The sequence below is a fragment of the Streptomyces sp. NPDC050806 genome (genome assembly GCF_055586425.1).
The window spans coordinates 186,463-212,197 of record NZ_JBVJIF010000008.1; the positions used below are offsets into that span (position 1 = coordinate 186,463).

The following is a 25,735-nucleotide window of genomic DNA, read 5'->3' on the forward strand; positions in this document are numbered from 1 at the left end:
ATCGTCCCAGACCGGCCGGGTGCCCGGCACAGGGGTTTGTCCCGGCCGCCACGGAGGTTCCCGTTCGACGCCCGGCCGCTGACCACGTACACTCGACCACCGTTGGCTCCCCGACGGGTCGTCATCGGCCGTGCACACTCTGCGCCGGTCGCATGCTGTAGGTTGGGGGAACCACAAAGGGTCGTAGCTCAATTGGTAGAGCACTGGTCTCCAAAACCAGCGGTTGGGGGTTCAAGTCCCTCCGGCCCTGCTACACGCACTTCTTCACCGGGGTGCGTGCACGCGTACGTAAGGCAATGCACCGCCGTGCGGGCTCTACCGGGCGCGGCACGGCCACGACCCGGATTCAGGTGAGGACGAGTGACGGACGCCCTGGGCTCCATCGACATGCCTGAGCGTGGTCGCTCCGATGACGACGCCACCGAGTCCAAGAAGAAGCCCCGCCGCGGCGGCAAGCGCGGCAAGAAGGGCCCTCTCGCCCGGCTCGCACTGTTCTACCGCCAGATCATCGCGGAGCTCCGCAAGGTCGTCTGGCCGACGCGAAATCAGCTTTCGACGTACACCACCGTGGTGATCGTCTTCGTAGTCATCGTCATTGGTCTCGTAACCGTGATTGACTTGGGAATCAAAGAAGTCGTCGATTACGTCTTCGCCTGATCCCGCGATGGGCGCCTGAAGCGGGCGCCCGTTCGCATGTTCAACCCCTTGAAGCCAGGAAGAAGCAGCCACAGTGTCTGACCCGAACCTGAACGAGCCCGCCGAGCCCGTCGCGGCGGCAGCGGCCGACGTCGACGCGGCGGCTACGGCCGAGGTCGAGGGCGACGACACCCCGCAGGAGATCGTCGAGGGCGCCGACGCCGTCGACGAGCTCGACGCGGAGGACGCTGCCGCCGGCGAGCCCGCCGAAGAAGCGGCGGTGCACGTCGAGGACGAGGCCGAGGCCACCGACGAGGTCGCCGAGGACGCGGCCGACGAGGAGCCCGTCGACCCGATCGCGGCGCTCCGCGACGAACTGCGCGGTCTGCCCGGCGAGTGGTACGTCATCCACACCTACGCGGGCTACGAGAAGCGCGTGAAGGCCAACCTGGAGCAGCGCGCCGTCTCGCTCAACGTCGAGGACTTCATCTACCAGGCCGAGGTCCCCGAGGAAGAGATCGTCCAGATCAAGAACGGCGAGCGGAAGAACGTCCGTCAGAACAAGCTCCCGGGCTACGTGCTCGTGCGCATGGACCTGACGAACGAGTCCTGGGGCGTCGTCCGCAACACCCCGGGTGTCACCGGCTTCGTGGGCAACGCCTACGACCCGTACCCGCTCACGCTCGACGAGATCGTCAAGATGCTCGCCCCGGAGGCCGAGGAGAAGGCCGCCAAGGAGGCCGCCGAGGCCGAGGGCAAGCCGACGCCGCAGCGCAAGGTCGAGGTCCAGGTGCTGGACTTCGAGGTGGGCGACTCGGTCACCGTCACCGACGGCCCGTTCGCCACGCTGCAGGCCACCATCAACGAGATCAACGCCGACTCGAAGAAGGTCAAGGGCCTTGTCGAGATCTTCGGCCGCGAGACCCCGGTCGAGCTGAGCTTCGACCAGATCCAGAAGAACTGACGCGTTCTGGAACACGCACTTCCGAGCAGGTCAGGCGGGTCATCGCGACCGGCCTGACCTGCTCGGTTTTTAGCCGCACCTCTATACCCGTTATCGTTGTGCGGTATGCCTCCATCCGGATGACCGGGTGGTCGCTGGAAACTCTCACTAGGACCCGGAGAGAGCAATGCCTCCCAAGAAGAAGAAGGTCACGGGGCTCATCAAGCTCCAGATCCAGGCCGGTGCCGCGAACCCGGCTCCGCCGGTCGGCCCCGCGCTGGGTCAGCACGGCGTCAACATCATGGAGTTCTGCAAGGCCTACAACGCCGCGACCGAGTCGCAGCGCGGTTGGGTCGTGCCGGTGGAGATCACGGTCTACGAGGACCGCTCCTTCACCTTCATCACGAAGACCCCGCCGGCCGCCAAGATGATCCTGAAGGCCGCGGGCGTGGAGAAGGGCTCCGGCGAGCCCCACAAGACCAAGGTCGCCAAGGTCACCGAGGCGCAGATCCGCGAGATCGCGCAGACCAAGATGGAAGACCTGAACGCCAACGACCTGGATGCCGCGTCGAAGATCATCGCGGGTACCGCCCGGTCCATGGGCATCACGGTCGAGGGCTGACCGCACCTCGTAGCACCTCCGTGGCAGGGCCAGGCGCTGGCCCGGACCACGACTCCACCTGCCAGGCGGCACGAGCCGCATGGCGTAACTGCATTCAGGAGCAGCAGTGAAGCGCAGCAAGACTCTTCGCAACGCGGACGCGAAGATCGACCGGGAGCGTCTGTACGCCCCGCTCGAGGCCGTCCGTCTCGCCAAGGACACCTCGTCCGCCAAGTTCGACGCGACCGTCGAGGTTGCCATGCGTCTGGGTGTCGACCCGCGCAAGGCCGACCAGATGGTCCGTGGCACCGTGAACCTCCCGCACGGCACCGGTAAGACCGCCCGGGTCCTGGTCTTCGCGACCGGCGACCGTGCTGCGGCCGCGGAAGCCGCCGGCGCCGACATCGTCGGCGCGGACGAGCTCATCGACGAGGTCTCCAAGGGCCGCCTGGACTTCGACGCCGTCGTCGCCACCCCGGACCTCATGGGCAAGGTCGGCCGCCTCGGCCGCGTGCTCGGTCCCCGTGGTCTGATGCCGAACCCGAAGACCGGCACCGTCACCCCGGATGTCGCCAAGGCTGTCACCGACATCAAGGGCGGCAAGATCGAGTTCCGCGTGGACAAGCACGCGAACCTCCACTTCATCATCGGCAAGGTGTCCTTCGACGACACCAAGCTGGTGGAGAACTACGCCGCGGCGCTCGAGGAGATCAACCGCCTCAAGCCGTCCGCCGCCAAGGGCCGCTACATCAAGAAGGCCACCATCACCACCACGATGGGCCCCGGCGTTCCGCTGGACGCCAACCGCACCCGCAACCTCCTCGTCGAGGAGGACCCGGCCGCCGTCTGAGCCTGACGACAGCCGCGCGTACTGCGTGAGCCGGGCCCCGCACCTGTTCCTCAGGTGCGGGGCCCGACCCCTTTGTACGGCGCCTGTGCGGCCCGTACGGGGCTCCGGGGCCGGCGGCCGCCCGGGGGAGCGGCCCGCGGCGGTACGGCCGTACGGAGGCGATTTGCCTGCACGCGAGTGGTTCGCGTACCGTAACGGAGAAGCCAAAGACCGCTGGTTGTCTCTGTGCGCCCATCCGGGTGTGCGGTGGCCGAAGGATCCGCTAGCTGCGGACGGCCTGCGCAGGTGACGCTGGAAGAATTCCCGGATACGCATGTCTCCGGTCGAGTCTGCCCCGTGCGCCTGCGCCGGGGCGTTTGTTTTGCCCAGCCCCTTCTGCGCGGTCCTCATCACCCGGAAGGAGGCCGAGGCTCATGGCAAGTCCTGACAAGGTCGATGCTGTCGAGGAGATCACGGACAAGTTCCGTAACTCCAACGCCGCTGTCGTCACCGCGTACACCGGACTTTCTGTTGCGCAGCTCAAGCAGCTGCGTCGTTCGCTCGGTGACAACGCTCAGTACCGTGTGGTGAAGAACACGCTGACCAAGATCGCGGCCCAGGAGGCCGGGATCTCCGTGCTGGACGAGCACCTTGTGGGCTCGACGGCCGTCGCCTTCGTCACCGGTGACCCGGTCGAGGCGGCGAAGGGTCTTCGTGACTTCGCCAAGGAGAACCAGAACCTCGTCATCAAGGGCGGTGTCTTCGAGGGGAAGGCACTCTCCGCTGACGACATCAAGAAGCTTGCGGACCTCGAGTCCCGCGAGGTTCTGCTCGCCAAGCTGGCGGGCGCCATGAAGGGATCCATGGCCAAGGCCGCGGCGACCTTCCAGGCCCCGCTCACGAAGTTCGCCCGCACCGCGGACGCGCTTCGCAGCAAGGCCGAGCAGGGCGGTGCCGAGTAATTCGGCTCGCACATTGGCAGCCCCTGCCCAGGCAGCACGCCTGAGCGCCGGGACGCCACAGCGGGCCAGACGTACGCCCGCCGACATGTACATCCGGCACCAGCCGATTTAGTGGAAGGACCGCCACCATGGCGAAGCTCAGCCAGGAAGACCTGCTCGCGCAGTTCGAGGAGATGACCCTCATCGAGCTCTCCGAGTTCGTGAAGGCCTTCGAGGAGAAGTTCGACGTCGAGGCTGCCGCCCCGGTCGCCGTTGCCGCCGCCGGTGCCCCGGGCGCCCCGGCCGCCGAGGCCGCTGAGGAGCAGGACGAGTTCGACGTCATCCTCACCGGTGCGGGCGACAAGAAGATCCAGGTCATCAAGGTCGTGCGTGAGCTGACCTCCCTGGGTCTGAAGGAGGCCAAGGACCTCGTCGACGGCACCCCGAAGCCGGTCCTCGAGAAGGTCGCCAAGGACGCCGCGGACAAGGCCAAGGAGGCCCTCGAGGGCGCCGGCGCCTCCGTCGAGGTCAAGTGACCTCTGTCAGTCGCTGACTGAACACCTCCGGGACCCCGGTCTCACCGGGTCCCGTGCCAAGGGCGATCACCCATGCGGGTGGTCGCCCTTCGGCGTTCCGATGTCCTTGCCGGGTTGCCGCGCACTCCCGTGCGAGTATGGTGATCTTCGTTGTCCGGCCCATGTGTCCCGTGACGATCTCGCAGGGGTGGGGGGCCTTGACGAACAGCACGCGGCGCGCAATTCTCAGGGACGCGACGTCGGAAGCGATCCGGAGTCCGAGGCATGGATCGCCGACGAAGAGGGCAGTATCGATGTGCGCCCAGGGGCGCACGGTATGCAGCAGGCGCTGAGCGTGAAGAACTACAACGAGGGGTATCCCTCTTAGAGGGAGTCACCTTCCGGAGGAGAGATTGGGTGCAGAGCCGGTCTCCGAAAACCCGGGCTGGACATCAGTGTGCCGAGTGGCTACACTGACCCTTTGCGCTGCCTGTTAGCTGCTCCCTGCCCGTCACCAGGGGCATACCCACATCTCAGCACTGCGGTTCAGACATCCCTGACCAGGGATTTCTTGCCGGTTGTGCGGACGTGGGACCGGTACGCGCGTAGTGAGTCCGAGCCCTCGGAAGGACCCCCTCTTGGCCGCCTCGCGCAACGCCTCGACTGCCAATACGAACAACGGCGACAGCACCGCCCCGCTGCGCATCTCTTTTGCGAAGATCAAGGAGCCCCTCGGGGTTCCGAACCTCCTTGCGCTGCAGACCGAAAGCTTCGACTGGCTGCTCGGCAACGCCGCATGGAAGGGTCGCGTCGAGGCTGCGCTGGAGTCCGGTCAGGACGTCCCCACCAAGTCCGGTCTGGAGGAGATCTTCGAAGAGATCTCCCCGATCGAGGACTTCTCCGGGTCGATGTCGCTGACGTTCCGCGACCACCGCTTCGAGCCCCCGAAGAACAGCATCGACGAGTGCAAGGAGCGCGACTTCACGTACGCGGCTCCGCTCTTCGTCACCGCCGAGTTCACCAACAATGAGACCGGCGAGATCAAGTCCCAGACGGTCTTCATGGGCGACTTCCCGCTCATGACCAACAAGGGCACCTTCTGCATCAACGGCACCGAGCGTGTCGTCGTCTCGCAGCTGGTCCGCTCGCCGGGCGTCTACTTCGACAGCCAGATCGACAAGACGTCCGACAAGGACATCTTCTCCGCCAAGATCATCCCGTCCCGGGGTGCCTGGCTGGAGATGGAGATCGACAAGCGCGACATGGTCGGTGTCCGCATCGACCGCAAGCGCAAGCAGTCGGTCACCGTGCTCCTCAAGGCCCTCGGTTGGACGACCGAGCAGATCCTGGAGGAGTTCGGCGAGTACGAGTCGATGCGCGCCACCCTGGAGAAGGACCACACCCAGGGCCAGGACGACGCGCTGCTCGACATCTACCGCAAGCTGCGCCCGGGCGAGCCGCCGACGCGTGAGGCCGCGCAGACGCTGCTGGAGAACCTCTACTTCAACCCGAAGCGCTACGACCTCGCGAAGGTCGGCCGCTACAAGGTCAACAAGAAGCTGGGCGGGGACGAGCCGCTCGACGCCGGTGTGCTGACCACCGACGACATCATCGCCACGATCAAGTACCTCGTGAAGCTGCACGCCGGCGAGACCGAGACGATCGGCGAGAACGGCACGGAGATCGTCGTCGAGACCGACGACATCGACCACTTCGGCAACCGCCGCCTGCGCAACGTCGGCGAGCTGATCCAGAACCAGGTCCGTACGGGTCTCGCCCGTATGGAGCGCGTCGTGCGTGAGCGCATGACCACCCAGGACGTCGAGGCGATCACGCCGCAGACCCTGATCAACATCCGGCCGGTCGTCGCCTCCATCAAGGAGTTCTTCGGCACCAGCCAGCTGTCCCAGTTCATGGACCAGACCAACCCGCTGTCGGGTCTGACCCACAAGCGCCGTCTGTCGGCGCTGGGCCCGGGTGGTCTCTCCCGTGAGCGGGCCGGCCTGGACGTCCGTGACGTGCACCCGTCGCACTACGGCCGCATGTGCCCCATTGAGACCCCCGAGGGTCCCAACATTGGTCTGATCGGTTCGCTCGCCTCGTACGGCCGGGTGAACGTCTTCGGCTTCATCGAGACCCCGTACCGCCGCGTCGTCGACGGCCAGGTCACCGAAGAGGTCAAGTACCTCACGGCCGATGAGGAAGACCGCTTCATCATCGCCCAGGCGAACGCGCCGCTGACCGAGGACATGCGCTTCGCCGAGCAGCGTGTCCTGGTCCGCCGTCGTGGCGGCGAGGCCGACCTCGTCACCGTCGACGAGGTGGACTTCATGGACGTCTCGCCGCGCCAGATGGTGTCGGCCGCGACCGCCATGATCCCGTTCCTGGAGCACGACGACGCCAACCGCGCGCTCATGGGCTCGAACATGATGCGCCAGGCCGTGCCGCTCATCAAGGCCGAGGCCCCGCTGGTCGGTACCGGCATGGAGTACCGCTGCGCGGTCGACGCCGGCGACGTCATCAAGGCCGAGAAGGACGGTGTGGTCCAGGAGGTCTCCGCGGACTACATCACCGTCGCCAACGACGACGGCACGTACACCACGTACCGCGTCGCCAAGTTCACCCGCTCCAACCAGGGCACCTCCTTCAACCAGAAGGTCGTCGTGGACGAGGGCGCGCGGGTCATCGAGGGCCAGGTCCTCGCCGACGGTCCGTCCACGGACGAAGGCGAGATGGCGCTCGGCAAGAACCTGCTCGTGGCGTTCATGCCGTGGGAGGGTCACAACTACGAGGACGCGATCATCCTGTCGCAGCGCCTCGTGCAGGACGACGTCCTCTCCTCGATCCACATCGAGGAGCACGAGGTCGACGCCCGTGACACCAAGCTGGGCCCCGAGGAGATCACCCGGGACATCCCGAACGTCTCCGAGGAGGTCCTCGCCGACCTCGACGAGCGCGGCATCATCCGCATCGGTGCCGAGGTCGTCGCCGGCGACATCCTGGTCGGCAAGGTCACCCCGAAGGGTGAGACCGAGCTGACCCCGGAGGAGCGCCTGCTCCGCGCGATCTTCGGTGAGAAGGCCCGTGAGGTCCGTGACACCTCGCTGAAGGTGCCGCACGGTGAGACCGGCAAGGTCATCGGCGTGCGCGTCTTCGACCGCGAGGAGGGCGACGAGCTGCCCCCGGGCGTGAACCAGCTGGTCCGCGTCTACGTCGCGCAGAAGCGCAAGATCACCGACGGTGACAAGCTCGCCGGCCGGCACGGCAACAAGGGCGTCATCTCGAAGATCCTGCCGGTCGAGGACATGCCGTTCCTGGAGGACGGCACCCCGGTCGACATCATCCTCAACCCCCTGGGTGTCCCGTCCCGAATGAACCCGGGACAGGTCCTGGAGATCCACCTCGGCTGGCTCGCCAGCCAGGGCTGGAAGGTCGAGGGTGCCGAGGAGTGGCAGGAGCGGCTGCAGTCCATCGGCGCCGACGACGTCGCGCCGCGGACCAACGTCGCCACCCCGGTCTTCGACGGTGCGCGCCAGGACGAGCTGCAGGGTCTCTTCGACTCCACGCTGCCCAACCGCGACGGCGAGCGCATGGTCAAGAGCTCCGGCAAGGCGCAGCTCTTCGACGGCCGCTCCGGCGAGCCGTTCCCGGACCCGATCTCGGTCGGGTACATGTACATCCTCAAGCTCCACCACCTGGTCGACGACAAGCTCCACGCCCGCTCGACCGGTCCGTACTCGATGATCACCCAGCAGCCGCTGGGTGGTAAGGCCCAGTTCGGTGGCCAGCGCTTCGGTGAGATGGAGGTGTGGGCGCTGGAGGCGTACGGCGCCGCTTACGCCCTCCAGGAGCTGCTGACGATCAAGTCCGACGACGTGACCGGCCGCGTGAAGGTCTACGAGGCCATCGTCAAGGGCGAGAACATCCCCGAGCCCGGCATTCCCGAGTCCTTCAAGGTGCTCATCAAGGAAATGCAGTCGCTGTGCCTGAACGTGGAGGTGCTGTCCTCGGACGGCATGTCCATCGAGATGCGCGACACCGACGAGGACGTCTTCCGCGCTGCGGAGGAGCTCGGTATCGACCTGTCCCGGCGCGAGCCGAGCAGCGTCGAAGAGGTCTGACGGGTCTGGCCGGGACCTCCCCGCGAGGTCCCGGCCCCACCCCGGACCCCCTCAGACCATGATTGAGACTCGACCCTGAAAGAGGGATTGACGACAGTGCTCGACGTCAACTTCTTCGACGAGCTGCGGATCGGCCTTGCCACCGCTGACGACATCCGTCAGTGGTCCCACGGCGAGGTCAAGAAGCCGGAGACCATCAACTACCGCACCCTCAAGCCCGAGAAGGACGGCCTCTTCTGCGAGAAGATCTTCGGCCCCACCCGGGACTGGGAGTGCTACTGCGGTAAGTACAAGCGCGTCCGCTTCAAGGGCATCATCTGCGAGCGCTGCGGCGTGGAGGTCACCCGCGCCAAGGTGCGCCGTGAGCGGATGGGCCACATCGAGCTGGCCGCCCCCGTCACGCACATCTGGTACTTCAAGGGCGTGCCGAGCCGGCTGGGCTACCTGCTGGACCTCGCCCCCAAGGACCTCGAGAAGGTCATCTACTTCGCCGCCTACATGATCACGTGGGTGGACGAGGAGCGCCGTACGCGCGACCTGCCCTCGCTGGAGGCCCACGTCTCCGTCGAGCGCCAGCAGATCGAGCAGCGCCGCGACGCGGACCTCGAGGCCCGCGCCAAGAAGCTGGAGACCGACCTCGCCGAGCTGGAGGCCGAGGGCGCCAAGGCCGACGTGCGCCGCAAGGTGCGCGAGGGTGCCGAGCGTGAGATGAAGCAGCTGCGCGACCGTGCGCAGCGCGAGATCGACCGCCTGGACGAGGTCTGGAACCGCTTCAAGAACCTCAAGGTCCAGGACCTGGAGGGCGACGAGCTCCTCTACCGCGAGCTGCGTGACCGCTTCGGCACGTACTTCGACGGCTCCATGGGTGCCGCTTCCCTGCAGAAGCGCCTGGAGACCTTCGACCTGGAGGAGGAGGCCGAGCGCCTCCGCGAGATCATCCGTACCGGCAAGGGCCAGAAGAAGACCCGTGCGCTCAAGCGCCTGAAGGTCGTCTCCGCGTTCCTGCAGACCAGCAACAGCCCCAAGGGCATGGTGCTCGACTGCATCCCGGTCATCCCGCCGGACCTGCGTCCGATGGTGCAGCTGGACGGTGGCCGCTTCGCGACCTCCGACCTGAACGACCTGTACCGCCGTGTGATCAACCGCAACAACCGCCTCAAGCGTCTTCTCGACCTCGGTGCCCCCGAGATCATCGTGAACAACGAGAAGCGGATGCTGCAGGAGGCCGTCGACGCGCTGTTCGACAACGGCCGCCGCGGTCGCCCGGTCACCGGTCCCGGTAACCGCCCGCTGAAGTCCCTCAGCGACATGCTGAAGGGCAAGCAGGGCCGTTTCCGTCAGAACCTGCTCGGTAAGCGTGTGGACTACTCCGCGCGTTCCGTCATCGTCGTCGGCCCGCAGCTGAAGCTGCACCAGTGCGGTCTGCCGAAGGCCATGGCGCTGGAGCTCTTCAAGCCGTTCGTGATGAAGCGCCTGGTCGACCTGAACCACGCGCAGAACATCAAGTCGGCGAAGCGGATGGTCGAGCGCGGCCGCACGGTCGTGTACGACGTCCTCGAAGAGGTCATCGCCGAGCACCCGGTTCTGCTGAACCGTGCGCCCACCCTGCACCGCCTCGGCATCCAGGCCTTCGAGCCGCAGCTGGTCGAGGGCAAGGCCATTCAGATTCACCCGCTCGTCTGCACCGCGTTCAACGCGGACTTCGACGGTGACCAGATGGCCGTGCACCTGCCGCTGTCCGCCGAGGCGCAGGCCGAGGCCCGCATCCTGATGCTGTCCTCGAACAACATCCTCAAGCCGGCCGACGGCCGTCCGGTCACCATGCCGACCCAGGACATGGTGCTGGGCCTGTTCTTCCTCACCACCGACGAGGAGGAGCGCAAGGTCATCGGTGAGGGCCGGGCCTTCGGTTCGGTCGCCGAGGCGATCATGGCGTTCGACGCCAAGGAGCTGTCGCTCCAGGCGAAGGTCGACATCCGCTTCCCGATCGGCACGGTTCCGCCCCGCGGCTGGACCCCGCCGGCTCCGGAGGAGGGCGAGCCCGAGTGGCAGCCCGGTGACAGCTTCCGCCTGCGGACGACCCTGGGCCGCGCGCTCTTCAACGAGCTGCTGCCCGAGGACTACCCGTTCGTCGACTACTCGGTGGGCAAGAAGCAGCTCTCCGCGATCGTCAACGACCTGGCCGAGCGGTACCCGAAGGTCATCGTCGCGGCGACCCTGGACAACCTGAAGGCGGCCGGTTTCCACTGGGCCACCCGCTCCGGTGTCACCGTCGCCGTCTCCGACATCGTCGTGCCGGAGGCCAAGAAGGAGATCGTCGCGGGCTACGAGGCCCAGGACGAGAAGGTCCAGAAGCAGTACGAGCGCGGTCTGATCACCAAGGACGAGCGCACGCAGGAACTGATCAACATCTGGACCAAGGCGACCAACGAGGTCGCCGAGGCGATGAACGAGAACTTCCCCAAGACGAACCCCATCTTCATGATGGTTGACTCGGGTGCCCGAGGAAACATGATGCAGATGCGGCAGATCGCCGGTATGCGTGGTCTGGTGTCGAACGCGAAGAACGAGACCATCCCGCGACCCATTAAGGCGTCGTTCCGCGAGGGTCTCTCCGTGCTGGAGTACTTCATTTCCACGCACGGCGCCCGTAAGGGTCTCGCCGACACCGCCCTCCGTACCGCCGACTCGGGTTACCTCACCCGTCGTCTCGTGGACGTCTCCCAGGACGTCATCATCCGCGAGGAGGACTGCGGCACCGAGCGCGGTCTGAAGCTGCGGATCGCGAGCAAGGACGCCACCGGCGTGCTGCGCAAGGCGGAAGACGTCGAGTCCTCCGTGTACGCGCGGATGCTCGCCGAGGACGTCGTGGTGGACGGCAAGGTCATCGCGTCGGCCAACGTGGACCTCGGTGACGTGCTCATCGACCAGCTGGTCGCGCACGGCGTCGAGGAGGTCAAGACCCGCTCGGTCCTGACCTGTGAGTCCGCGGTCGGCACCTGTGCCTTCTGCTACGGCCGTTCGCTGGCCACCGGCAAGCTGGTCGACATCGGTGAGGCGGTCGGCATCATCGCCGCCCAGTCCATCGGTGAGCCCGGCACCCAGCTGACGATGCGTACCTTCCACACCGGTGGTGTGGCGGGTGACGACATCACCCTGGGTCTGCCGCGAGTCGTCGAGCTCTTCGAGGCCCGTACGCCCAAGGGTGTCGCCCCGATCTCCGAGGCCGCGGGCCGCGTGCGGATCGAGGAGACCGAGAAGACCAAGAAGGTCATCGTCACGCCGGACGACGGCAGCGACGAGACGTCCTACGGCGTCTCCAAGCGTGCCCGTCTGCTGGTCGGCGAGGGCGACCACGTCACGGTCGGCCAGCCGCTGACCGTCGGTGCGATCAACCCGCACGACGTGCTGCGCATCCTCGGCCAGCGTGCGGTCCAGGTCCACCTGGTCGGCGAGGTCCAGAAGGTCTACAACAGCCAGGGCGTGGCGATCCACGACAAGCACATCGAGATCATCATCCGGCAGATGCTGCGCCGCGTGACGATCATCGAGTCCGGCGACGCGGAGCTGCTGCCGGGCGAGCTGGTGGAGCGCTCGAAGTTCGAGGGTGAGAACCGTCGCGTCGTGGCGGAGGGTGGCCACCCGGCCTCCGGCCGTCCGCAGCTGATGGGTATCACCAAGGCCTCGCTGGCGACGGAGTCCTGGCTGTCGGCCGCCTCCTTCCAGGAGACGACCCGAGTCCTGACGGACGCGGCGATCAACGCCAAGTCCGACAGCCTCATCGGCCTCAAGGAGAACGTCATCATCGGTAAGCTCATCCCGGCCGGTACGGGCCTGTCCCGCTACCGCAACATCCGGGTCGAGCCGACCGAGGAGGCCAAGGCCGCGATGTACTCGGCCGTCGGCTACGACGACATCGACTACTCGCCGTTCGGTACCGGCTCCGGCCAGGCCGTCCCGCTGGAGGACTACGACTACGGTCCGTACAACCAGTAAGCGGTGGCCGGCGGCGGCCGGCACGCGAGGCACAACATAAAAGCGCAGCCACAGGGCGGTCATCCTCATGTCGGGTGACCGCCCTGCGGTGTCTGGGGGATGATGGGACGGTCAGCGCTCCGGCCTGGGGGAGGTCATAGAGGTGGCGTTCGAACCATGGCAGGGTGGCCCGCCGGCCCACCCGCCTCGTCAGGTGCCCGCCATGCGTGCCTCGCACGCGGACCGGGAGCGGGCGGTCGATGTGCTGAAGGCGGGGTTCGCCGAGGGGCGGCTCTCCAAGGACGAGTACGAGCAGCGGGTCGCCCGCGCGTACCAGTCCGTGACCTATTCGGACCTGCACTTACTGGTGGGGGACCTGCCGCAGGGGCCGGTGCCGCAGCCGATGCTGCTGCCGCAGCCGATGGTCCCGCCGACCTTCCTTCCACTGCCACCGCCGCAACGGACCAATCCGTCCGCGGCCGGCGCCATGATCTGCGGTCTGCTCACCCCGCTGACCTGGGGGGTCACCGCCGTGCCCGCGGTGATCCTCGGACACAAGGCACGTACGGAGATCCGCCGCAGCGGGGAGCGGGGCGACGGTATGGCGCTGACCGGCGTGGTGCTCGGCTGGCTGGCGATCGGGGGCTGGTGCCTGGTGATGCTGGTCACGTTGCTGGCCTTGCTGCCGAAGACCTGAGCGGGCGGCGGGCCGGCCGCCGGGCCCGCCGCATCGGGGCCGAGGACGTTCTTCCGTATGCCGCACCGGCCCACTACGGTGGCGGCAGCGCCGAAGGAGTCCGGCGTGTCCTACGCGTGTGCATTTGTTTTGACCGCAGCCCATGCGGTAGGTACGCTCTGACCTTGTGCCTGGGGTGTCCCTGGCCTGCCGTGCGCGCATCTCCTCAAGCCTTCGGGCGGGCGGTGCCGGTGCGCACGAAGCCGGGTCTCGACACCGTAATCCGCCGCTCCTCGTTCCAGCGAGGAAGTCTGCGGTATTCGACACACCCGACCTCGTGGGTCGGCGAAGTTCCAGGTTAGCTTTACCGAGACTGGCACACAGAAACCGGAGAAACGGTGCCTACGATCCAGCAGCTGGTCCGCAAGGGCCGGCAGGACAAGGTCGAGAAGAACAAGACGCCCGCACTTGAGGGTTCGCCCCAGCGCCGCGGCGTCTGCACGCGTGTTTTCACCACCACCCCGAAGAAGCCGAACTCGGCCCTGCGTAAGGTCGCACGTGTGCGTCTGACCAGCGGCATCGAGGTCACCGCTTACATTCCGGGTGAGGGCCACAACCTGCAGGAGCACTCGATCGTGCTCGTGCGTGGCGGTCGTGTGAAGGACCTGCCGGGTGTTCGGTACAAGATCATCCGCGGCTCCCTCGACACGCAGGGCGTCAAGAACCGCAAGCAGGCTCGCAGCCGCTACGGCGCCAAGAAGGAGAAGTAAGAATGCCTCGTAAGGGCCCCGCCCCGAAGCGCCCGGTCATCATCGACCCGGTCTACAACTCTCCTCTGGTGACCTCCCTCATCAACAAGGTGCTGCTGAACGGAAAGCGCTCCACCGCCGAGCGCATCGTTTACGGCGCCATGGAGGGCCTGCGTGAGAAGACCGGCAACGACCCGGTCATCACGCTGAAGCGCGCGCTGGAGAACATCAAGCCGACCCTCGAGGTCAAGTCCCGCCGTGTCGGTGGCGCGACCTACCAGGTTCCGGTCGAGGTCAAGCCGGGTCGCGCGTCGACCCTGGCGCTGCGCTGGCTCGTGGGTTACTCCCGCGCCCGCCGCGAGAAGACCATGACCGAGCGCCTCATGAACGAGCTGCTGGACGCCTCGAACGGCCTCGGCGCTTCGGTCAAGAAGCGCGAGGACACGCACAAGATGGCCGAGTCCAACAAGGCCTTCGCGCACTACCGCTGGTAGTCGCTACCCACATCGAGACCGAGAGAAGACGAAAGCCTTATGGCTACCACTTCACTTGACCTGGCCAAGGTCCGCAATATCGGGATCATGGCCCACATCGACGCGGGCAAGACGACGACCACCGAGCGGATCCTGTTCTACACCGGTGTTTCGTACAAGATCGGTGAGGTCCACGACGGCGCTGCCACCATGGACTGGATGGAGCAGGAGCAGGAGCGTGGCATCACGATCACCTCTGCTGCCACCACCTGTCACTGGCCGCTGGAGAACGTCGACCACACCATCAACATCATCGACACCCCGGGGCACGTCGACTTCACCGTCGAGGTGGAGCGCTCCCTGCGCGTGCTCGACGGTGCCGTGACGGTGTTCGACGGCGTTGCCGGCGTTGAGCCCCAGTCCGAGACGGTGTGGCGTCAGGCGGACCGCTACGGCGTTCCGCGTATCTGCTTCGTCAACAAGCTCGACCGCACCGGCGCCGAGTTCCACCGCTGCGTCGACATGATCACGGAGCGCCTCGGCGCGACCCCGATCGTGATGCAGCTGCCGATCGGCACCGAGGCGGACTTCAAGGGCGTCGTCGACCTCGTCACCATGAAGGCCCTGCTGTGGTCCGCCGAGGCCGCCAAGGGCGAGATGTACGACACCGTCGACATCCCGGACACCCACATCGAGGCTGCCGAGGAATGGCGCGGCAAGCTCCTCGAGACGGTCGCCGAGAACGACGAAGAGCTGATGGAGCTGTACCTGGAGGGCCAGGAGCCCACCGTGGAGCAGCTGTACGCGGCGATCCGCCGCATCACCATCAGCGCCGGCAAGGCGGAGAACACCACCGTCACGCCCGTGTTCTGCGGCACCGCCTTCAAGAACAAGGGTGTCCAGCCGCTGCTGGACGCGGTCGTGCGTTACCTGCCGTCGCCGCTGGACGTCGAGGCGATCGAGGGCCACGCGGTCAACGACCCCGACGAGGTCATCAAGCGCCGCCCCTCCGAGGAGGAGCCGCTCGCCGCTCTTGCCTTCAAGATCGCGAGCGACCCGCACCTCGGCAAGCTCACCTTCATCCGGGTCTACTCCGGTCGCCTCGAGTCCGGCACGCAGGTGCTGAACTCGGTCAAGGGCAAGAAGGAGCGCATCGGCAAGATCTACCGGATGCACGCGAACAAGCGTGAGGAGATCGAGTCGGTGGGCGCCGGTGACATCGTCGCCGTCATGGGTCTGAAGCAGACCACCACCGGTGAGACGCTGTGCGACTCCTCCAACCAGGTGATCCTGGAGTCGATGGAGTTCCCGGCCCCGGTCATCCAGGTCGCCATTGAGCCCAAGTCCAAGGGCGACCAGGAGAAGCTGGGTGTCGCCATCCAGCGCCTCGCCGAGGAGGACCCGAGCTTCCAGGTCCACACCGACGAGGAGACCGGCCAGACCATCATCGCGGGTATGGGCGAGCTGCACCTCGACGTGCTGGTCGACCGTATGAAGCGTGAGTTCCGGGTCGAGGCCAACGTCGGCAAGCCGCAGGTCGCGTACCGCGAGACGCTGCGCAAGCCCGTCGAGCGTCTCGACTACACGCACAAGAAGCAGACTGGTGGTTCCGGCCAGTTCGCGAAGGTGCAGATCGCGATCGCGCCCCTCGAGGGCGACGGTTACGAGTTCGAGAACAAGGTCACCGGTGGCCGCATCCCGCGGGAGTACATCCCGTCCGTGGACGCCGGCTGCCAGGAGGCCATGGAGTTCGGTGTGCTCGCCGGCTACCCGCTGACGGGTGTCCGCGTCACGCTCCTCGACGGTGCCTTCCACGAGGTCGACTCCTCCGAGATGGCGTTCAAGATCGCCGGTTCGATGGCCTTCAAGGAGGCCGCGCGCAAGGCCTCCCCGGCCCTGCTCGAGCCGATGATGAAGGTCGAGGTCACCACGCCCGAGGACTACATGGGCGACGTGATCGGCGACATCAACTCCCGCCGTGGACAGATTCAGTCCATGGAGGACCGTCACGGTGCCAAGCTCGTCACGGGCCTGGTTCCGCTCTCGGAGATGTTCGGCTACGTCGGAGACCTCCGCAGCAAGACGTCGGGTCGCGCGAGCTACTCGATGCAGTTCGACTCCTACGCCGAGGTTCCGCGGAACGTCGCCGAGGAGATCATCGCGAAGGCCAAGGGCGAGTAAGACCCGTCTCGTCAGAGTCGGATCCCGACACGCTTTAGGCTTGACACCGACTGACGGGGCAATCCCCGCCATCCGTGAGGATTGCCCCCGTCAGCCGGCACCCCAGCAAAGATCACCTGGCGCCGATGAGTAAGGCGTACAGAACCACTCCACAGGAGGACCCCAGTGGCGAAGGCGAAGTTCGAGCGGACTAAGCCGCACGTCAACATCGGCACCATCGGTCACATCGACCACGGTAAGACGACCCTCACGGCCGCCATTACCAAGGTGCTGCACGACGCGTTCCCGGACCTGAACGAGGCCTCGGCCTTCGAGAACATCGACAAGGCTCCTGAGGAGCGCCAGCGCGGTATTACGATTTCGATCGCGCACGTCGAGTACCAGACGGAGAACCGTCACTACGCCCACGTCGACTGCCCGGGTCACGCGGACTACATCAAGAACATGATCACCGGTGCCGCCCAGATGGACGGCGCGATCCTCGTGGTCGCCGCGACCGACGGTCCGATGCCGCAGACCAAGGAGCACGTGCTCCTGGCCCGCCAGGTCGGCGTTCCCTACATCGTTGTCGCCCTGAACAAGGCCGACATGGTGGACGACGAGGAGATCCTGGAGCTCGTCGAGCTCGAGGTCCGTGAGCTCCTCTCCGAGTACGAGTTCCCCGGCGACGACGTTCCGGTCGTCAAGGTCTCGGCGCTCAAGGCGCTCGAGGGCGACAAGGAGTGGGGCGACTCCGTCCTCAAGCTCATGGCCGCCGTCGACGAGGCGATCCCGGAGCCGGAGCGCGACACCGACAAGCCGTTCCTGATGCCGATCGAGGACGTCTTCACGATCACCGGCCGTGGCACCGTTGTCACCGGTCGTATCGAGCGTGGTGTCCTCAAGGTCAACGAGACCGTCGACATCATCGGCATCAAGACCGAGAAGACCACCACCACGGTCACCGGCATCGAGATGTTCCGGAAGCTGCTGGACGAGGGCCAGGCCGGTGAGAACGTCGGTCTGCTGCTTCGCGGTATCAAGCGCGAGGACGTCGAGCGCGGCCAGGTCATCATCAAGCCCGGTTCGGTCACGCCGCACACCGAGTTCGAGGCCCAGGCCTACATCCTGTCGAAGGACGAGGGTGGCCGCCACACCCCGTTCTTCAACAACTACCGCCCGCAGTTCTACTTCCGTACCACGGACGTGACCGGCGTCGTGACCCTCCCCGAGGGCACCGAGATGGTCATGCCGGGCGACAACACCTCCATGTCCGTCCAGCTGATCCAGCCGGTCGCCATGGAGGAGGGCCTGAAGTTCGCCATCCGTGAGGGTGGCCGGACCGTCGGCGCCGGCCAGGTCACCAAGATCGTCAAGTAAGTCCGCTTACTGACGATCGGGGAGACCCGGCGCTCCTTGCGAGCGAGGGCCCCGCACACCTTCGGGTGTGCGGGGCCCTTTGTCGTGTCTACGGGGGCGCGCGTGCCTACGGGGCATGCCGCGGGGAGAGCCGTGCGACCGGCTATGGGTACCGCGGGAGGTCCCGCGTCGAGATGACCCACTCCCCGACGGCGACGTCTTCGCCGTAGACGAAGTCCTTGCGCACCGAGTAGCGGGGTCCAAGAGGCGTGTCGTGGATCCCGGACAACACGGCCCCGGACGCGCTGCGCGGGTCGAAGAGCGCGTAGACGGGGATGCCGAGCAGGGGATAGTCCCGCATCTTGCCCACCCAGTCGTTGTCAGGGTTGGAACGGGAGACCACTTCGACGGCGGCGATGAGGGCGCGCGGGTCGAAAGAGCCCTCGACCTCCATGTCCTCTTCCGCGATGACCATGATGTCCGGGTGACGCATGATGCCTTGCGCCTCGCCCTCGACATCGGGCGTGCCCGTGTGAGCGACGAGCTCCTCCGGCATCACCTCTTCGAGGCGCTTCCGGACCCGCAACACCGTCAGCTCGTGGGGTCCGGCGGGAGCCATCATGTCGTGGACGATCCCTTCCTTCGTGATCTCGAACTTGCCGGGGAGGGTGTCATCCATCGACTGGATGAAGTCCCTCATGGCCCGGTACAGAAGGGCGTCCCGCTGTGCGTCGTCCGGGGCGATGGTCATGGCGTCCGCTCCTCGTCTCGGTCGGCACGTGCGCCGACGGCTCGGCCGCGCCGCTGTCGGGGACATCGCCTTCATGCTAGCGACGGACGGGTGGGCCGCCCCCGGCTTGCGCGGCCGAGGGGTGAGGGCTCGTCGCTAGCGGGAGCGGTGGCGGGCCGGCAGGCGGGCTCGTCGGGGGAGTGTCCATGGGGTCAACCATGGCGGCGAGGAGTGACGGAACATTTCATTGGCATATGACCGCTCGTCCAGGTGGTGGGGTCGGGACAACGGGGCAAGTGGCGCGTTAGTGAGGTATTAGCCGGTCATCAGTGGTGGTCGTCAGGCTGGTACGTGCCAGTTGAGGAGCGGGACTGCACTACCGGGCGCACCCGCAGGGGAGAAGGAGCTGATGACCATGCGTGGTCTGCGTATTGCCGTGACCGCTGCCGCTGTCGCCGTACTCGCGACGGGCGGGATCGCCGGGGCGGCCGTCGCCGCGGAGAGCGGCGCGGGCGCGGGGGCCTGCCAGCCGGGGACGCTGAAGGTGACGACCACCGACGCCGGGCAGAGCCAGGTCGGGATGAACCACGCCGGCACCTACCTGAAGGTGAAGAACACCGGCGACGAGACCTGCGCGATCAAGGGCTACGCCGGGCTGGCGCTGGAGGGCGCGGGGCACACCGCGCTCGACACCGAGGTGCGCCACGGTGACACGTACTTCGCCAAGGACCCGGGCGCCCGCACCGTCACGCTCAAGCCCGGCGGCGTCGCCTACGCGGACCTGGTCTGGACGCACACCGGCGCCGACCCGGCCCCGGCCAAGTACCTCCAGGTCTCCCCGACGGGCAGCAACTCCCACAGCGTCGTCCCGCTGGAGGACGACGTGGACAACGGGACGCTGAGCCTGACCGCCTGGTCCGCGAAGCTCCCCATGGCCGGCTGACGCCCCCCGGGAGCCGGGCGGCCCCGGACCGCCGTGCCTCCGGCCGCGCCCTCCATGCGCGGCCGGAGGCACCGCCATGTGCGCAGCCGTGTCAACGACGGGCAGATGTTCCCGTCCTTTCGGGCGGTGCATGATCCGATCCCGCCGCTACTGTGGGTACACGGTCCACCACCTCGTCCATGGGAGGAATCATGACCGCCGAACCGCAGCGCATCTGGCCGGTGCCGCCGCCGGACGGCTACACCGTGGACGACCTGTTCGCTCTGCCCGATCTCCCGCCGCACACCGAGCTGATCGACGGGAGCCTGGTCTTTGTGAGTCCGCAGCGGGATTTCCACACACTGGTGATGTACCTGCTGGAGAGCGGGCTCAGGCGGACCGTGCCGGAGCGCTTCCGGGTGCGCCGGGAAATGGCCGTCGTCCTGGATGCGCGCAACGCACCCGAGCCCGACGTCCTCGTGCTCCGCGCCGACGCCGTGCAGGGCCGGCGGCAGACCCGGTACGAGGCGGCCGACGTCGTGCTCGCGGTCGAGGTCGTCTCGCCCGACTCCGCGTCCCGGGACCGCGACAGCAAGCCCGGGAAGTACGCGGCAGCCGGCATCCCGCACTTCTGGCTCGTGGAGATGGCGGGGGAGAAGGACCACCCCGTGGTGCACGAGTACGCACTGGACCCGGTCACCAAGGAGTACGTGCCGGCAGGCATTCACCGCGAGCGGCTGAAGACGACCGTGCCGTTCACCGTCGACATCGACCTGACCGAGGTCGATCGCCTGTAGTGAGCCGGGACACTCTTGCCACCCCGTTCCGGCGCCCTAGCATGGCGGAGTCGGCGCGCACCTCGTACCGGGGGCGCGACCTGCCTCACACAGGAGTGACGCCATGCTGCGCACCATGTTCAAGTCCAAGATCCACCGGGCCACCGTGACCCAGGCCGATCTGCACTACGTAGGGTCGGTGACGGTCGACGCGGAGCTGATGGAGGCCGCCGATCTGCTGCCCGGCGAGCTGGTCCACATCGTCGACATCACGAACGGCGCCCGGCTGGAGACGTACGTGATCGAGGGGGAGCGGGGGGGCGGGGTCATCGGGATCAATGGCGCGGCCGCGCATCTCGTCCACCCCGGTGACCTGGTCATTCTCATCAGTTATGCGCAGGTCGAGGATGCCGAGGCGAGGGAATTGAAGCCCAGCGTCGTGCATGTCGACGCCGGCAACCGCATCGTGGCGCTGGGCGCCGACGCGTCCGCGCCGGTGCCGGGGAGCGACCAGGAGCGCAGCCCGCAGGCGGTCGTTCCGGCCGGCTGAGCGGGGGCGGGGTGGTCCGTCCGGAGGTGCTCGGGCGGGCCCGAGGATTCGCGCGGTGTGGCGTGGGGTACTCTCTCCCCTTCGGTTGGCCAGCCGTGTGCCCCATATGGCACACTAGCCAAGTTGCTCGGTTGAGTGCCGATGCTGCGCGCCTCCCGCCGGGAGGACCGGAAGCGAGTCCCAGGTATTCGTCATCCCTTCTCAGGGGTGGAAGTACGGGAATCTTCCGGGAAGCTCAGCGGGGTGCCTCAGCCAGGCGCCCGGTGGGTGTCCATGACCCCACGTCCTCCTTCTCGAAGGATCTCCCCTGCGGAGATGTGCGGGAAGGGATGCGACACGCCCGACCGCGTGGGTCGGACGGACCGCAGGATGTGGCGGACGAGGACGTGAACGCACCGGGTCCCAGAGCGTTACGAGACAAAGGACTACTAAGTAGCCATGGCGGGACAGAAGATCCGCATCCGGCTCAAGGCCTACGACCACGAGGTCATCGACAGCTCGGCGAAGAAGATCGTCGAGACGGTGACCCGCACTGGTGCGTCGGTCGCGGGCCCGGTGCCGCTGCCCACTGAAAAGAACGTGTACTGCGTCATCAAGTCGCCGCACAAGTACAAGGACTCGCGCGAGCACTTCGAGATGCGCACGCACAAGCGCCTGATCGACATTCTCGACCCGACGCCGAAGACCGTTGACTCCCTGATGCGACTCGACCTTCCGGCCGGCGTCGACATCGAGATCAAGCTCTGAGGGCCGGTGAGCTGAGAATGACTAAGCAGATCAAGGGCCTCCTGGGCGAGAAGCTCGGCATGACCCAGGTCTGGGACGACAACAACCGTGTTGTCCCGGTCACCGTGGTCAAGGCCGGTCCCTGTGTCGTCACCCAGGTGCGCACCGCAGACCAGGACGGTTACGACTCCGTCCAGATCGCCTTCGGCGAGATCGACCCGCGCAAGGTGAACAAGCCCCTCAAGGGCCACTTCGCCAAGGCCGATGTCACCCCCCGCCGTCACCTCGTCGAGGTCCGTACCGCCGACGCCGGCGAGTACTCCCTCGGCCAGGAGATCAACGCCGAGGTCTTCGACGCCGGCATCAAGGTGGACGTGACCGGCAAGACCAAGGGCAAGGGCACCGCCGGTGTCATGAAGCGCCATGGCTTCGCCGGTGGCAAGGCTTCGCACGGTGCGCACCGCATCCACCGCAAGCCGGGCTCCATCGGTGGCTGCGCCACCCCGGGCCGCGTGTTCAAGGGCATGCGGATGGCCGGCCGTATGGGCAATGAGCGGGTCACCACCCAGAACCTGACCGTCCACGCCGTTGACGCGGAGAAGGGTCTGCTGCTCATCAAGGGCGCAGTTCCTGGTCCGAACGGCGGCCTCGTCCTGGTCCGTACCGCGGCCAAGGGGGCCTGAGGTAACCGATGAGCACCATTGACATCCTTTCGCCGGCAGGCGACAAGGCCGGGACCGTCGAGCTCCCCGCGGAGATCTTCGACGCGAAGGTCAGCGTTCCGCTGATCCACCAGGTCGTCGTCGCACAGCTGGCCGCTGCCCGTCAGGGCACGCACAAGACCAAGACCCGTGGCGAGGTCCGCGGCGGTGGCAAGAAGCCGTACCGCCAGAAGGGCACCGGCCGCGCACGTCAGGGTTCGACCCGTGCGCCGCAGTTCGCCGGCGGTGGCATCGTCCACGGCCCCGTGCCGCGTGACTACTCGCAGCGGACCCCGAAGAAGATGAAGGCCGCCGCCCTGCGCGGTGCCCTCACCGACCGGGCCCGCAACTCGCGCATCCACGTCGTTTCCGGCGTGGTCGAGGGTGCGACCTCCACCAAGGCCGCCAAGACGCTGTTCGGCAAGATCTCGGAGCGCAAGAACCTGCTCCTGATCGCCGAGCGTTCCGACGAGGCCGCGTGGCTGTCCGCCCGCAACCTGCCCCAGGTTCACATCCTGGAGCCGGGCCAGCTGAACACGTACGACGTGCTCGTCTCCGACGACGTGGTCTTCACCAAGGCCGCTCTCGAGTCCTTCGTGTCTGGCCCCAAGGCCGTTGAGACCGAAGGGAGCGACGCCTGATGAGTGAGGCCGTCGTCACCAGCAAGACCTTCACGGACCCCCGTGACGTGCTGAAGAAGCCCGTCGTGTCCGAGAAGAGCTACGCGCTGCTGGACGAGAACAAGTACACGTTCATCGTCGACCCGCGTGCCAACAAGACCCAGATCAAGCAGGCCGTCGAGGCGGTCTTCTCGGTCAAGGTCACCGGGGTGAACACGATCAACCGGCAGGGCAAGCGCAAGCGCACCCGCACCGGTTTCGGCAAGCGCGCTGACACCAAGCGCGCCATCGTGACCCTCGCCGAGGGCGACCGCATCGACATCTTCGGCGGTCCGACCGCCTAACGGCGGTCTGGATCGTCCGGAATCGGACGAGGACTGAGAAATGGGTATCCGCAAGTACAAGCCGACGACCCCGGGCCGTCGTGGCTCCAGCGTCGCCGACTTTGTCGAGATCACGCGGTCCACGCCGGAGAAGTCGCTGGTTCGCCCGCTGCACAGCAAGGGCGGCCGTAACAACGCCGGTCGTGTGACCGTTCGCCACCAGGGCGGTGGCCACAAGCGCGCCTACCGAGTGATCGACTTCCGTCGTCACGACAAGGACGGCGTGCCGGCCAAGGTCGCGCACATCGAGTACGACCCCAACCGCACCGCGCGCATCGCGCTCCTGCACTACGCGGACGGCGAGAAGCGCTACATCCTGGCGCCCCGCGGTCTGTCGCAGGGTGACCGGATTGAGAACGGCCCTGGCGCCGACATCAAGCCCGGCAACAACCTGGCGCTGCGCAACATCCCGGTCGGTACGACGCTCCACGCCATCGAGCTGCGGCCCGGCGGCGGCGCGAAGTTCGCCCGCTCCGCGGGTGCCTCCGTGCAGCTGCTGGCGAAGGAGGGCCAGATGGCCCACCTGCGCATGCCGTCCGGTGAGATCCGCCTGGTCGACGTCCGCTGCCGCGCCACTGTCGGCGAGGTCGGCAACGCCGAGCAGTCGAACATCAACTGGGGCAAGGCCGGCCGCATGCGCTGGAAGGGCGTCCGCCCGACCGTGCGTGGTGTCGTGATGAACCCCGTCGACCACCCGCACGGTGGTGGTGAGGGCAAGACCTCCGGTGGTCGCCACCCGGTCTCGCCGTGGGGTCAGAAGGAGGGTCGTACGCGTTCGCCGAAGAAGGCTTCGAACAAGTACATCGTCCGCCGCCGCAAGACGAACAAGAAGCGCTAGGAGCGGGTTTAGATGCCGCGCAGTCTCAAGAAGGGGCCCTTCGTCGACGACCACCTGATCAAGAAGGTGGATGTTCAGAACGAAGCCGGCACCAAGAACGTCATCAAGACCTGGTCCCGTCGCTCCATGATCGTGCCGGCCATGCTTGGCCACACGCTGGCGGTGCACAACGGCAAGACCCACGTCCCGGTGTTCGTCACCGAGTCGATGGTCGGCCACAAGCTCGGCGAGTTTGCGCCGACCCGCACCTTCCGCGGCCACGAGAAGGACGACCGCAAGTCGCGTCGTCGCTGATCTGCGGAAGAGCGAAGACTATGACTGACACCGAAGGGACAACCATGGAAGCCAGGGCCCAGGCGCGCTACGTGCGTGTCACGCCCATGAAGGCCCGCCGCGTGGTGGACCTTGTCCGTGGCATGGATGCCACGGAGGCTCAGGCGGTCCTGCGTTTCGCCCCGCAGGCCGCGAGCGTGCCGGTGGGCAAGGTGCTGGACAGCGCCATTGCCAACGCCGCGCACAACTACGACCACACGGACGCCAACTCGCTGTTCATCAGCGAGGCGTACGTCGACGAGGGCCCGACCCTGAAGCGCTTCCGTCCGCGCGCCCAGGGCCGTGCCTACCGGATCCGCAAGCGGACCAGCCACATCACCGTGGTCGTCAGCAGCAAGGAAGGAACCCGGTAATGGGCCAGAAGGTAAACCCGCACGGGTTCCGGCTCGGCATCACCACGGACTTCAAGAGCCGCTGGTACGCCGACAAGCTGTACAAGGACTACGTCAAGGAAGACGTCGCCATTCGTCGCATGATGACGAAGGGCATGGAGCGCGCCGGTATCTCCAAGGTGGAGATCGAGCGCACCCGTGAGCGCGTCCGCGTTGACATCCACACCGCCCGTCCGGGCATCGTCATCGGCCGCCGCGGCGCCGAGGCCGACCGCATCCGCGGTGAGCTGGAGAAGCTCACCGGCAAGCAGGTCCAGCTGAACATCCTCGAGGTCAAGAACCCCGAGACCGATGCCCAGCTGGTCGCGCAGGCCGTCGCGGAGCAGCTGTCCTCGCGTGTCTCCTTCCGTCGCGCCATGCGTAAGAGCATGCAGTCGACGATGAAGGCCGGCGCCAAGGGCATCAAGATCCAGTGCGGCGGTCGTCTCGGCGGCGCCGAGATGTCCCGCTCGGAGTTCTACCGCGAGGGCCGTGTGCCCCTGCACACGCTCCGTGCGAACGTCGACTACGGCTTCTTCGAGGCCCGTACGACCTTCGGCCGCATCGGCGTGAAGGTCTGGATCTACAAGGGCGACGTCAAGAACATCGCCGAGGTTCGCGCGGAGAACGCCGCTGCCCGTGCGGGTAACCGCCCGGCCCGCGGTGGCAACGACCGCCCGCGTCGCGGTGGCGAGCGCGGTGGTCGCGGCCGCAAGCCGCAGCAGCAGAACGCCGCTGCCGAGGCCCCCAAGGCCGAGGCCGCTGCCGCTGCTCCGGCTGAGAGCACCGGAACGGAGGCCTGACCGA

At 66.9% G+C, this 25,735-nt stretch carries 25 protein-coding genes and 1 tRNA gene; 25 read left to right on the plus strand and 1 reads right to left on the minus strand.

Going from position 1 to position 25,735, the window contains the following annotated elements:
- Positions 1-177 precede the first annotated feature (177 nt).
- The 14 genes from ACZ6WH_RS25625 to tuf all read left to right on the plus strand — a co-directional run bounded on the left by ACZ6WH_RS25625 (position 178) and on the right by tuf (position 17,999).
- A tRNA-Trp gene (locus ACZ6WH_RS25625) sits at positions 178-250 on the plus strand.
- Between the two features lie 110 nt (positions 251-360).
- Entirely contained in the window at positions 361-657 is a 297-nt protein-coding gene (secE, locus tag ACZ6WH_RS25630) for a preprotein translocase subunit SecE (protein WP_030619976.1), read from the plus strand.
- Between the two features lie 73 nt (positions 658-730).
- Positions 731-1,600 (plus strand): transcription termination/antitermination protein NusG, encoded by an 870-nt coding sequence (nusG, locus tag ACZ6WH_RS25635; RefSeq protein ID WP_432856018.1) that lies wholly within the window; start codon positions 731-733, stop codon positions 1,598-1,600.
- 166 nt (positions 1,601-1,766) lie between these two features.
- Positions 1,767-2,201 (plus strand): 50S ribosomal protein L11, encoded by a 435-nt coding sequence (gene rplK / locus ACZ6WH_RS25640; RefSeq protein ID WP_156726493.1) that lies wholly within the window; start codon positions 1,767-1,769, stop codon positions 2,199-2,201.
- A 106-nt stretch (positions 2,202-2,307) separates the two neighbouring features.
- On the plus strand, positions 2,308-3,030 hold the full coding sequence (gene rplA / locus ACZ6WH_RS25645; RefSeq protein ID WP_031050924.1) for a 50S ribosomal protein L1: 723 nt from the start codon (positions 2,308-2,310) through the stop codon (positions 3,028-3,030).
- A gap of 413 nt (positions 3,031-3,443) precedes the next feature.
- On the plus strand, positions 3,444-3,971 hold the full coding sequence (gene rplJ, locus ACZ6WH_RS25650) for a 50S ribosomal protein L10 (protein ID WP_361558178.1): 528 nt from the start codon (positions 3,444-3,446) through the stop codon (positions 3,969-3,971).
- A 128-nt stretch (positions 3,972-4,099) separates the two neighbouring features.
- Positions 4,100-4,486, plus strand: a complete 387-nt coding sequence (rplL, locus tag ACZ6WH_RS25655; protein WP_030262775.1) for a 50S ribosomal protein L7/L12 — start codon at positions 4,100-4,102, stop codon at positions 4,484-4,486.
- Positions 4,487-5,103: 617 nt separating this feature from the next.
- Positions 5,104-8,586 carry a DNA-directed RNA polymerase subunit beta gene (rpoB, locus tag ACZ6WH_RS25660; protein WP_432856012.1) on the plus strand — a complete coding sequence of 1,161 codons (3,483 nt, stop codon included), beginning with the start codon at positions 5,104-5,106 and terminating at the stop codon, positions 8,584-8,586.
- A gap of 96 nt (positions 8,587-8,682) precedes the next feature.
- Complete coding sequence (locus ACZ6WH_RS25665) at positions 8,683-12,582, plus strand: DNA-directed RNA polymerase subunit beta' (protein ID WP_399710150.1); 3,900 nt, start codon at positions 8,683-8,685, stop codon at positions 12,580-12,582.
- A gap of 202 nt (positions 12,583-12,784) precedes the next feature.
- Positions 12,785-13,258 carry a DUF1707 and DUF4190 domain-containing protein gene (locus ACZ6WH_RS25670; protein WP_469730987.1) on the plus strand — a complete coding sequence of 158 codons (474 nt, stop codon included), beginning with the start codon at positions 12,785-12,787 and terminating at the stop codon, positions 13,256-13,258.
- Between the two features lie 377 nt (positions 13,259-13,635).
- Positions 13,636-14,007, plus strand: coding sequence for a 30S ribosomal protein S12 (gene rpsL, locus ACZ6WH_RS25675; protein ID WP_003948652.1), 372 nt, complete (start codon positions 13,636-13,638; stop codon positions 14,005-14,007).
- 2 nt (positions 14,008-14,009) lie between these two features.
- Entirely contained in the window at positions 14,010-14,480 is a 471-nt protein-coding gene (gene rpsG / locus ACZ6WH_RS25680; RefSeq protein ID WP_030262788.1) for a 30S ribosomal protein S7, read from the plus strand.
- Positions 14,481-14,519: 39 nt separating this feature from the next.
- Positions 14,520-16,640: an elongation factor G gene (gene fusA, locus ACZ6WH_RS25685; RefSeq protein ID WP_361558187.1), complete on the plus strand. Its 2,121-nt coding sequence runs from the start codon at positions 14,520-14,522 to the stop codon at positions 16,638-16,640.
- A 165-nt stretch (positions 16,641-16,805) separates the two neighbouring features.
- Entirely contained in the window at positions 16,806-17,999 is a 1,194-nt protein-coding gene (gene tuf, locus ACZ6WH_RS25690) for an elongation factor Tu (RefSeq protein WP_361558190.1), read from the plus strand.
- 142 nt (positions 18,000-18,141) lie between these two features.
- On the opposite strand, the gene ACZ6WH_RS25695 is transcribed toward tuf, so the two are convergent.
- Positions 18,142-18,729: a Uma2 family endonuclease gene (locus ACZ6WH_RS25695; protein WP_469730990.1), complete on the minus strand. Its 588-nt coding sequence runs from the start codon at positions 18,727-18,729 to the stop codon at positions 18,142-18,144.
- A gap of 394 nt (positions 18,730-19,123) precedes the next feature.
- Between ACZ6WH_RS25695 and ACZ6WH_RS25700 the strand changes: the two genes are divergently transcribed.
- From ACZ6WH_RS25700 to rpsC, 11 genes are all read left to right on the plus strand, one after another.
- Positions 19,124-19,651: a DUF4232 domain-containing protein gene (locus ACZ6WH_RS25700; protein WP_469730992.1), complete on the plus strand. Its 528-nt coding sequence runs from the start codon at positions 19,124-19,126 to the stop codon at positions 19,649-19,651.
- A 191-nt stretch (positions 19,652-19,842) separates the two neighbouring features.
- Positions 19,843-20,427: a Uma2 family endonuclease gene (locus ACZ6WH_RS25705; protein ID WP_469730994.1), complete on the plus strand. Its 585-nt coding sequence runs from the start codon at positions 19,843-19,845 to the stop codon at positions 20,425-20,427.
- Between the two features lie 103 nt (positions 20,428-20,530).
- Positions 20,531-20,956, plus strand: a complete 426-nt coding sequence (gene panD / locus ACZ6WH_RS25710) for an aspartate 1-decarboxylase (protein ID WP_469730996.1) — start codon at positions 20,531-20,533, stop codon at positions 20,954-20,956.
- A gap of 438 nt (positions 20,957-21,394) precedes the next feature.
- Positions 21,395-21,703, plus strand: coding sequence for a 30S ribosomal protein S10 (gene rpsJ / locus ACZ6WH_RS25715; protein ID WP_003948644.1), 309 nt, complete (start codon positions 21,395-21,397; stop codon positions 21,701-21,703).
- A 17-nt stretch (positions 21,704-21,720) separates the two neighbouring features.
- Positions 21,721-22,365: a 50S ribosomal protein L3 gene (rplC, locus tag ACZ6WH_RS25720; RefSeq protein WP_361558202.1), complete on the plus strand. Its 645-nt coding sequence runs from the start codon at positions 21,721-21,723 to the stop codon at positions 22,363-22,365.
- An 8-nt stretch (positions 22,366-22,373) separates the two neighbouring features.
- The gene (gene rplD, locus ACZ6WH_RS25725) at positions 22,374-23,024 is read left to right on the plus strand and encodes a 50S ribosomal protein L4 (RefSeq protein WP_469730998.1); all 651 of its coding nucleotides are present in this window, start codon (positions 22,374-22,376) and stop codon (positions 23,022-23,024) included.
- A complete protein-coding gene (gene rplW / locus ACZ6WH_RS25730) occupies positions 23,024-23,347 on the plus strand; it encodes a 50S ribosomal protein L23 (protein ID WP_361558208.1) in 324 nt (107 codons plus the stop codon). Before rplD ends, rplW begins: the two co-directional genes overlap by 1 nt.
- Positions 23,348-23,387: 40 nt before the next feature.
- The gene (gene rplB, locus ACZ6WH_RS25735; RefSeq protein WP_361558211.1) at positions 23,388-24,224 is read left to right on the plus strand and encodes a 50S ribosomal protein L2; all 837 of its coding nucleotides are present in this window, start codon (positions 23,388-23,390) and stop codon (positions 24,222-24,224) included.
- Positions 24,225-24,236: 12 nt separating this feature from the next.
- Positions 24,237-24,518 carry a 30S ribosomal protein S19 gene (gene rpsS, locus ACZ6WH_RS25740; protein ID WP_030262810.1) on the plus strand — a complete coding sequence of 94 codons (282 nt, stop codon included), beginning with the start codon at positions 24,237-24,239 and terminating at the stop codon, positions 24,516-24,518.
- 44 nt (positions 24,519-24,562) lie between these two features.
- Positions 24,563-24,910 (plus strand): 50S ribosomal protein L22, encoded by a 348-nt coding sequence (rplV, locus tag ACZ6WH_RS25745; protein ID WP_361558215.1) that lies wholly within the window; start codon positions 24,563-24,565, stop codon positions 24,908-24,910.
- The gene (rpsC, locus tag ACZ6WH_RS25750) at positions 24,910-25,731 is read left to right on the plus strand and encodes a 30S ribosomal protein S3 (protein WP_361558218.1); all 822 of its coding nucleotides are present in this window, start codon (positions 24,910-24,912) and stop codon (positions 25,729-25,731) included. Before rplV ends, rpsC begins: the two co-directional genes overlap by 1 nt.
- The last annotated feature ends 4 nt before the right edge of the window (positions 25,732-25,735 follow it).

What these genes read in the sequence shown, in the direction of transcription:
- rplK (WP_156726493.1), top strand. Translation starts at nt 1,767, where the DNA reads ATGCCTCCCAAGAAGAAGAAGGTCACGGGGCTCATCAAGCTCCAGATC.
- rplJ (WP_361558178.1), top strand. Translation starts at nt 3,444, where the DNA reads ATGGCAAGTCCTGACAAGGTCGATGCTGTCGAGGAGATCACGGACAAG.
- rplL (WP_030262775.1), top strand. Translation starts at nt 4,100, where the DNA reads ATGGCGAAGCTCAGCCAGGAAGACCTGCTCGCGCAGTTCGAGGAGATG.
- ACZ6WH_RS25670 (WP_469730987.1), top strand. Translation starts at nt 12,785, where the DNA reads ATGCGTGCCTCGCACGCGGACCGGGAGCGGGCGGTCGATGTGCTGAAG.
- rpsG (WP_030262788.1), top strand. Translation starts at nt 14,010, where the DNA reads ATGCCTCGTAAGGGCCCCGCCCCGAAGCGCCCGGTCATCATCGACCCG.
- fusA (WP_361558187.1), top strand. Translation starts at nt 14,520, where the DNA reads ATGGCTACCACTTCACTTGACCTGGCCAAGGTCCGCAATATCGGGATC.
- ACZ6WH_RS25695 (WP_469730990.1), bottom strand. Translation starts at nt 18,729, where the DNA reads ATGACCATCGCCCCGGACGACGCACAGCGGGACGCCCTTCTGTACCGG.
- ACZ6WH_RS25700 (WP_469730992.1), top strand. Translation starts at nt 19,124, where the DNA reads ATGCGTGGTCTGCGTATTGCCGTGACCGCTGCCGCTGTCGCCGTACTC.
- ACZ6WH_RS25705 (WP_469730994.1), top strand. Translation starts at nt 19,843, where the DNA reads ATGACCGCCGAACCGCAGCGCATCTGGCCGGTGCCGCCGCCGGACGGC.
- panD (WP_469730996.1), top strand. Translation starts at nt 20,531, where the DNA reads ATGCTGCGCACCATGTTCAAGTCCAAGATCCACCGGGCCACCGTGACC.
- rpsJ (WP_003948644.1), top strand. Translation starts at nt 21,395, where the DNA reads ATGGCGGGACAGAAGATCCGCATCCGGCTCAAGGCCTACGACCACGAG.
- rplC (WP_361558202.1), top strand. Translation starts at nt 21,721, where the DNA reads ATGACTAAGCAGATCAAGGGCCTCCTGGGCGAGAAGCTCGGCATGACC.
- rplD (WP_469730998.1), top strand. Translation starts at nt 22,374, where the DNA reads ATGAGCACCATTGACATCCTTTCGCCGGCAGGCGACAAGGCCGGGACC.
- rplW (WP_361558208.1), top strand. Translation starts at nt 23,024, where the DNA reads ATGAGTGAGGCCGTCGTCACCAGCAAGACCTTCACGGACCCCCGTGAC.
- rplB (WP_361558211.1), top strand. Translation starts at nt 23,388, where the DNA reads ATGGGTATCCGCAAGTACAAGCCGACGACCCCGGGCCGTCGTGGCTCC.
- rpsS (WP_030262810.1), top strand. Translation starts at nt 24,237, where the DNA reads ATGCCGCGCAGTCTCAAGAAGGGGCCCTTCGTCGACGACCACCTGATC.
- rplV (WP_361558215.1), top strand. Translation starts at nt 24,563, where the DNA reads ATGGAAGCCAGGGCCCAGGCGCGCTACGTGCGTGTCACGCCCATGAAG.
- rpsC (WP_361558218.1), top strand. Translation starts at nt 24,910, where the DNA reads ATGGGCCAGAAGGTAAACCCGCACGGGTTCCGGCTCGGCATCACCACG.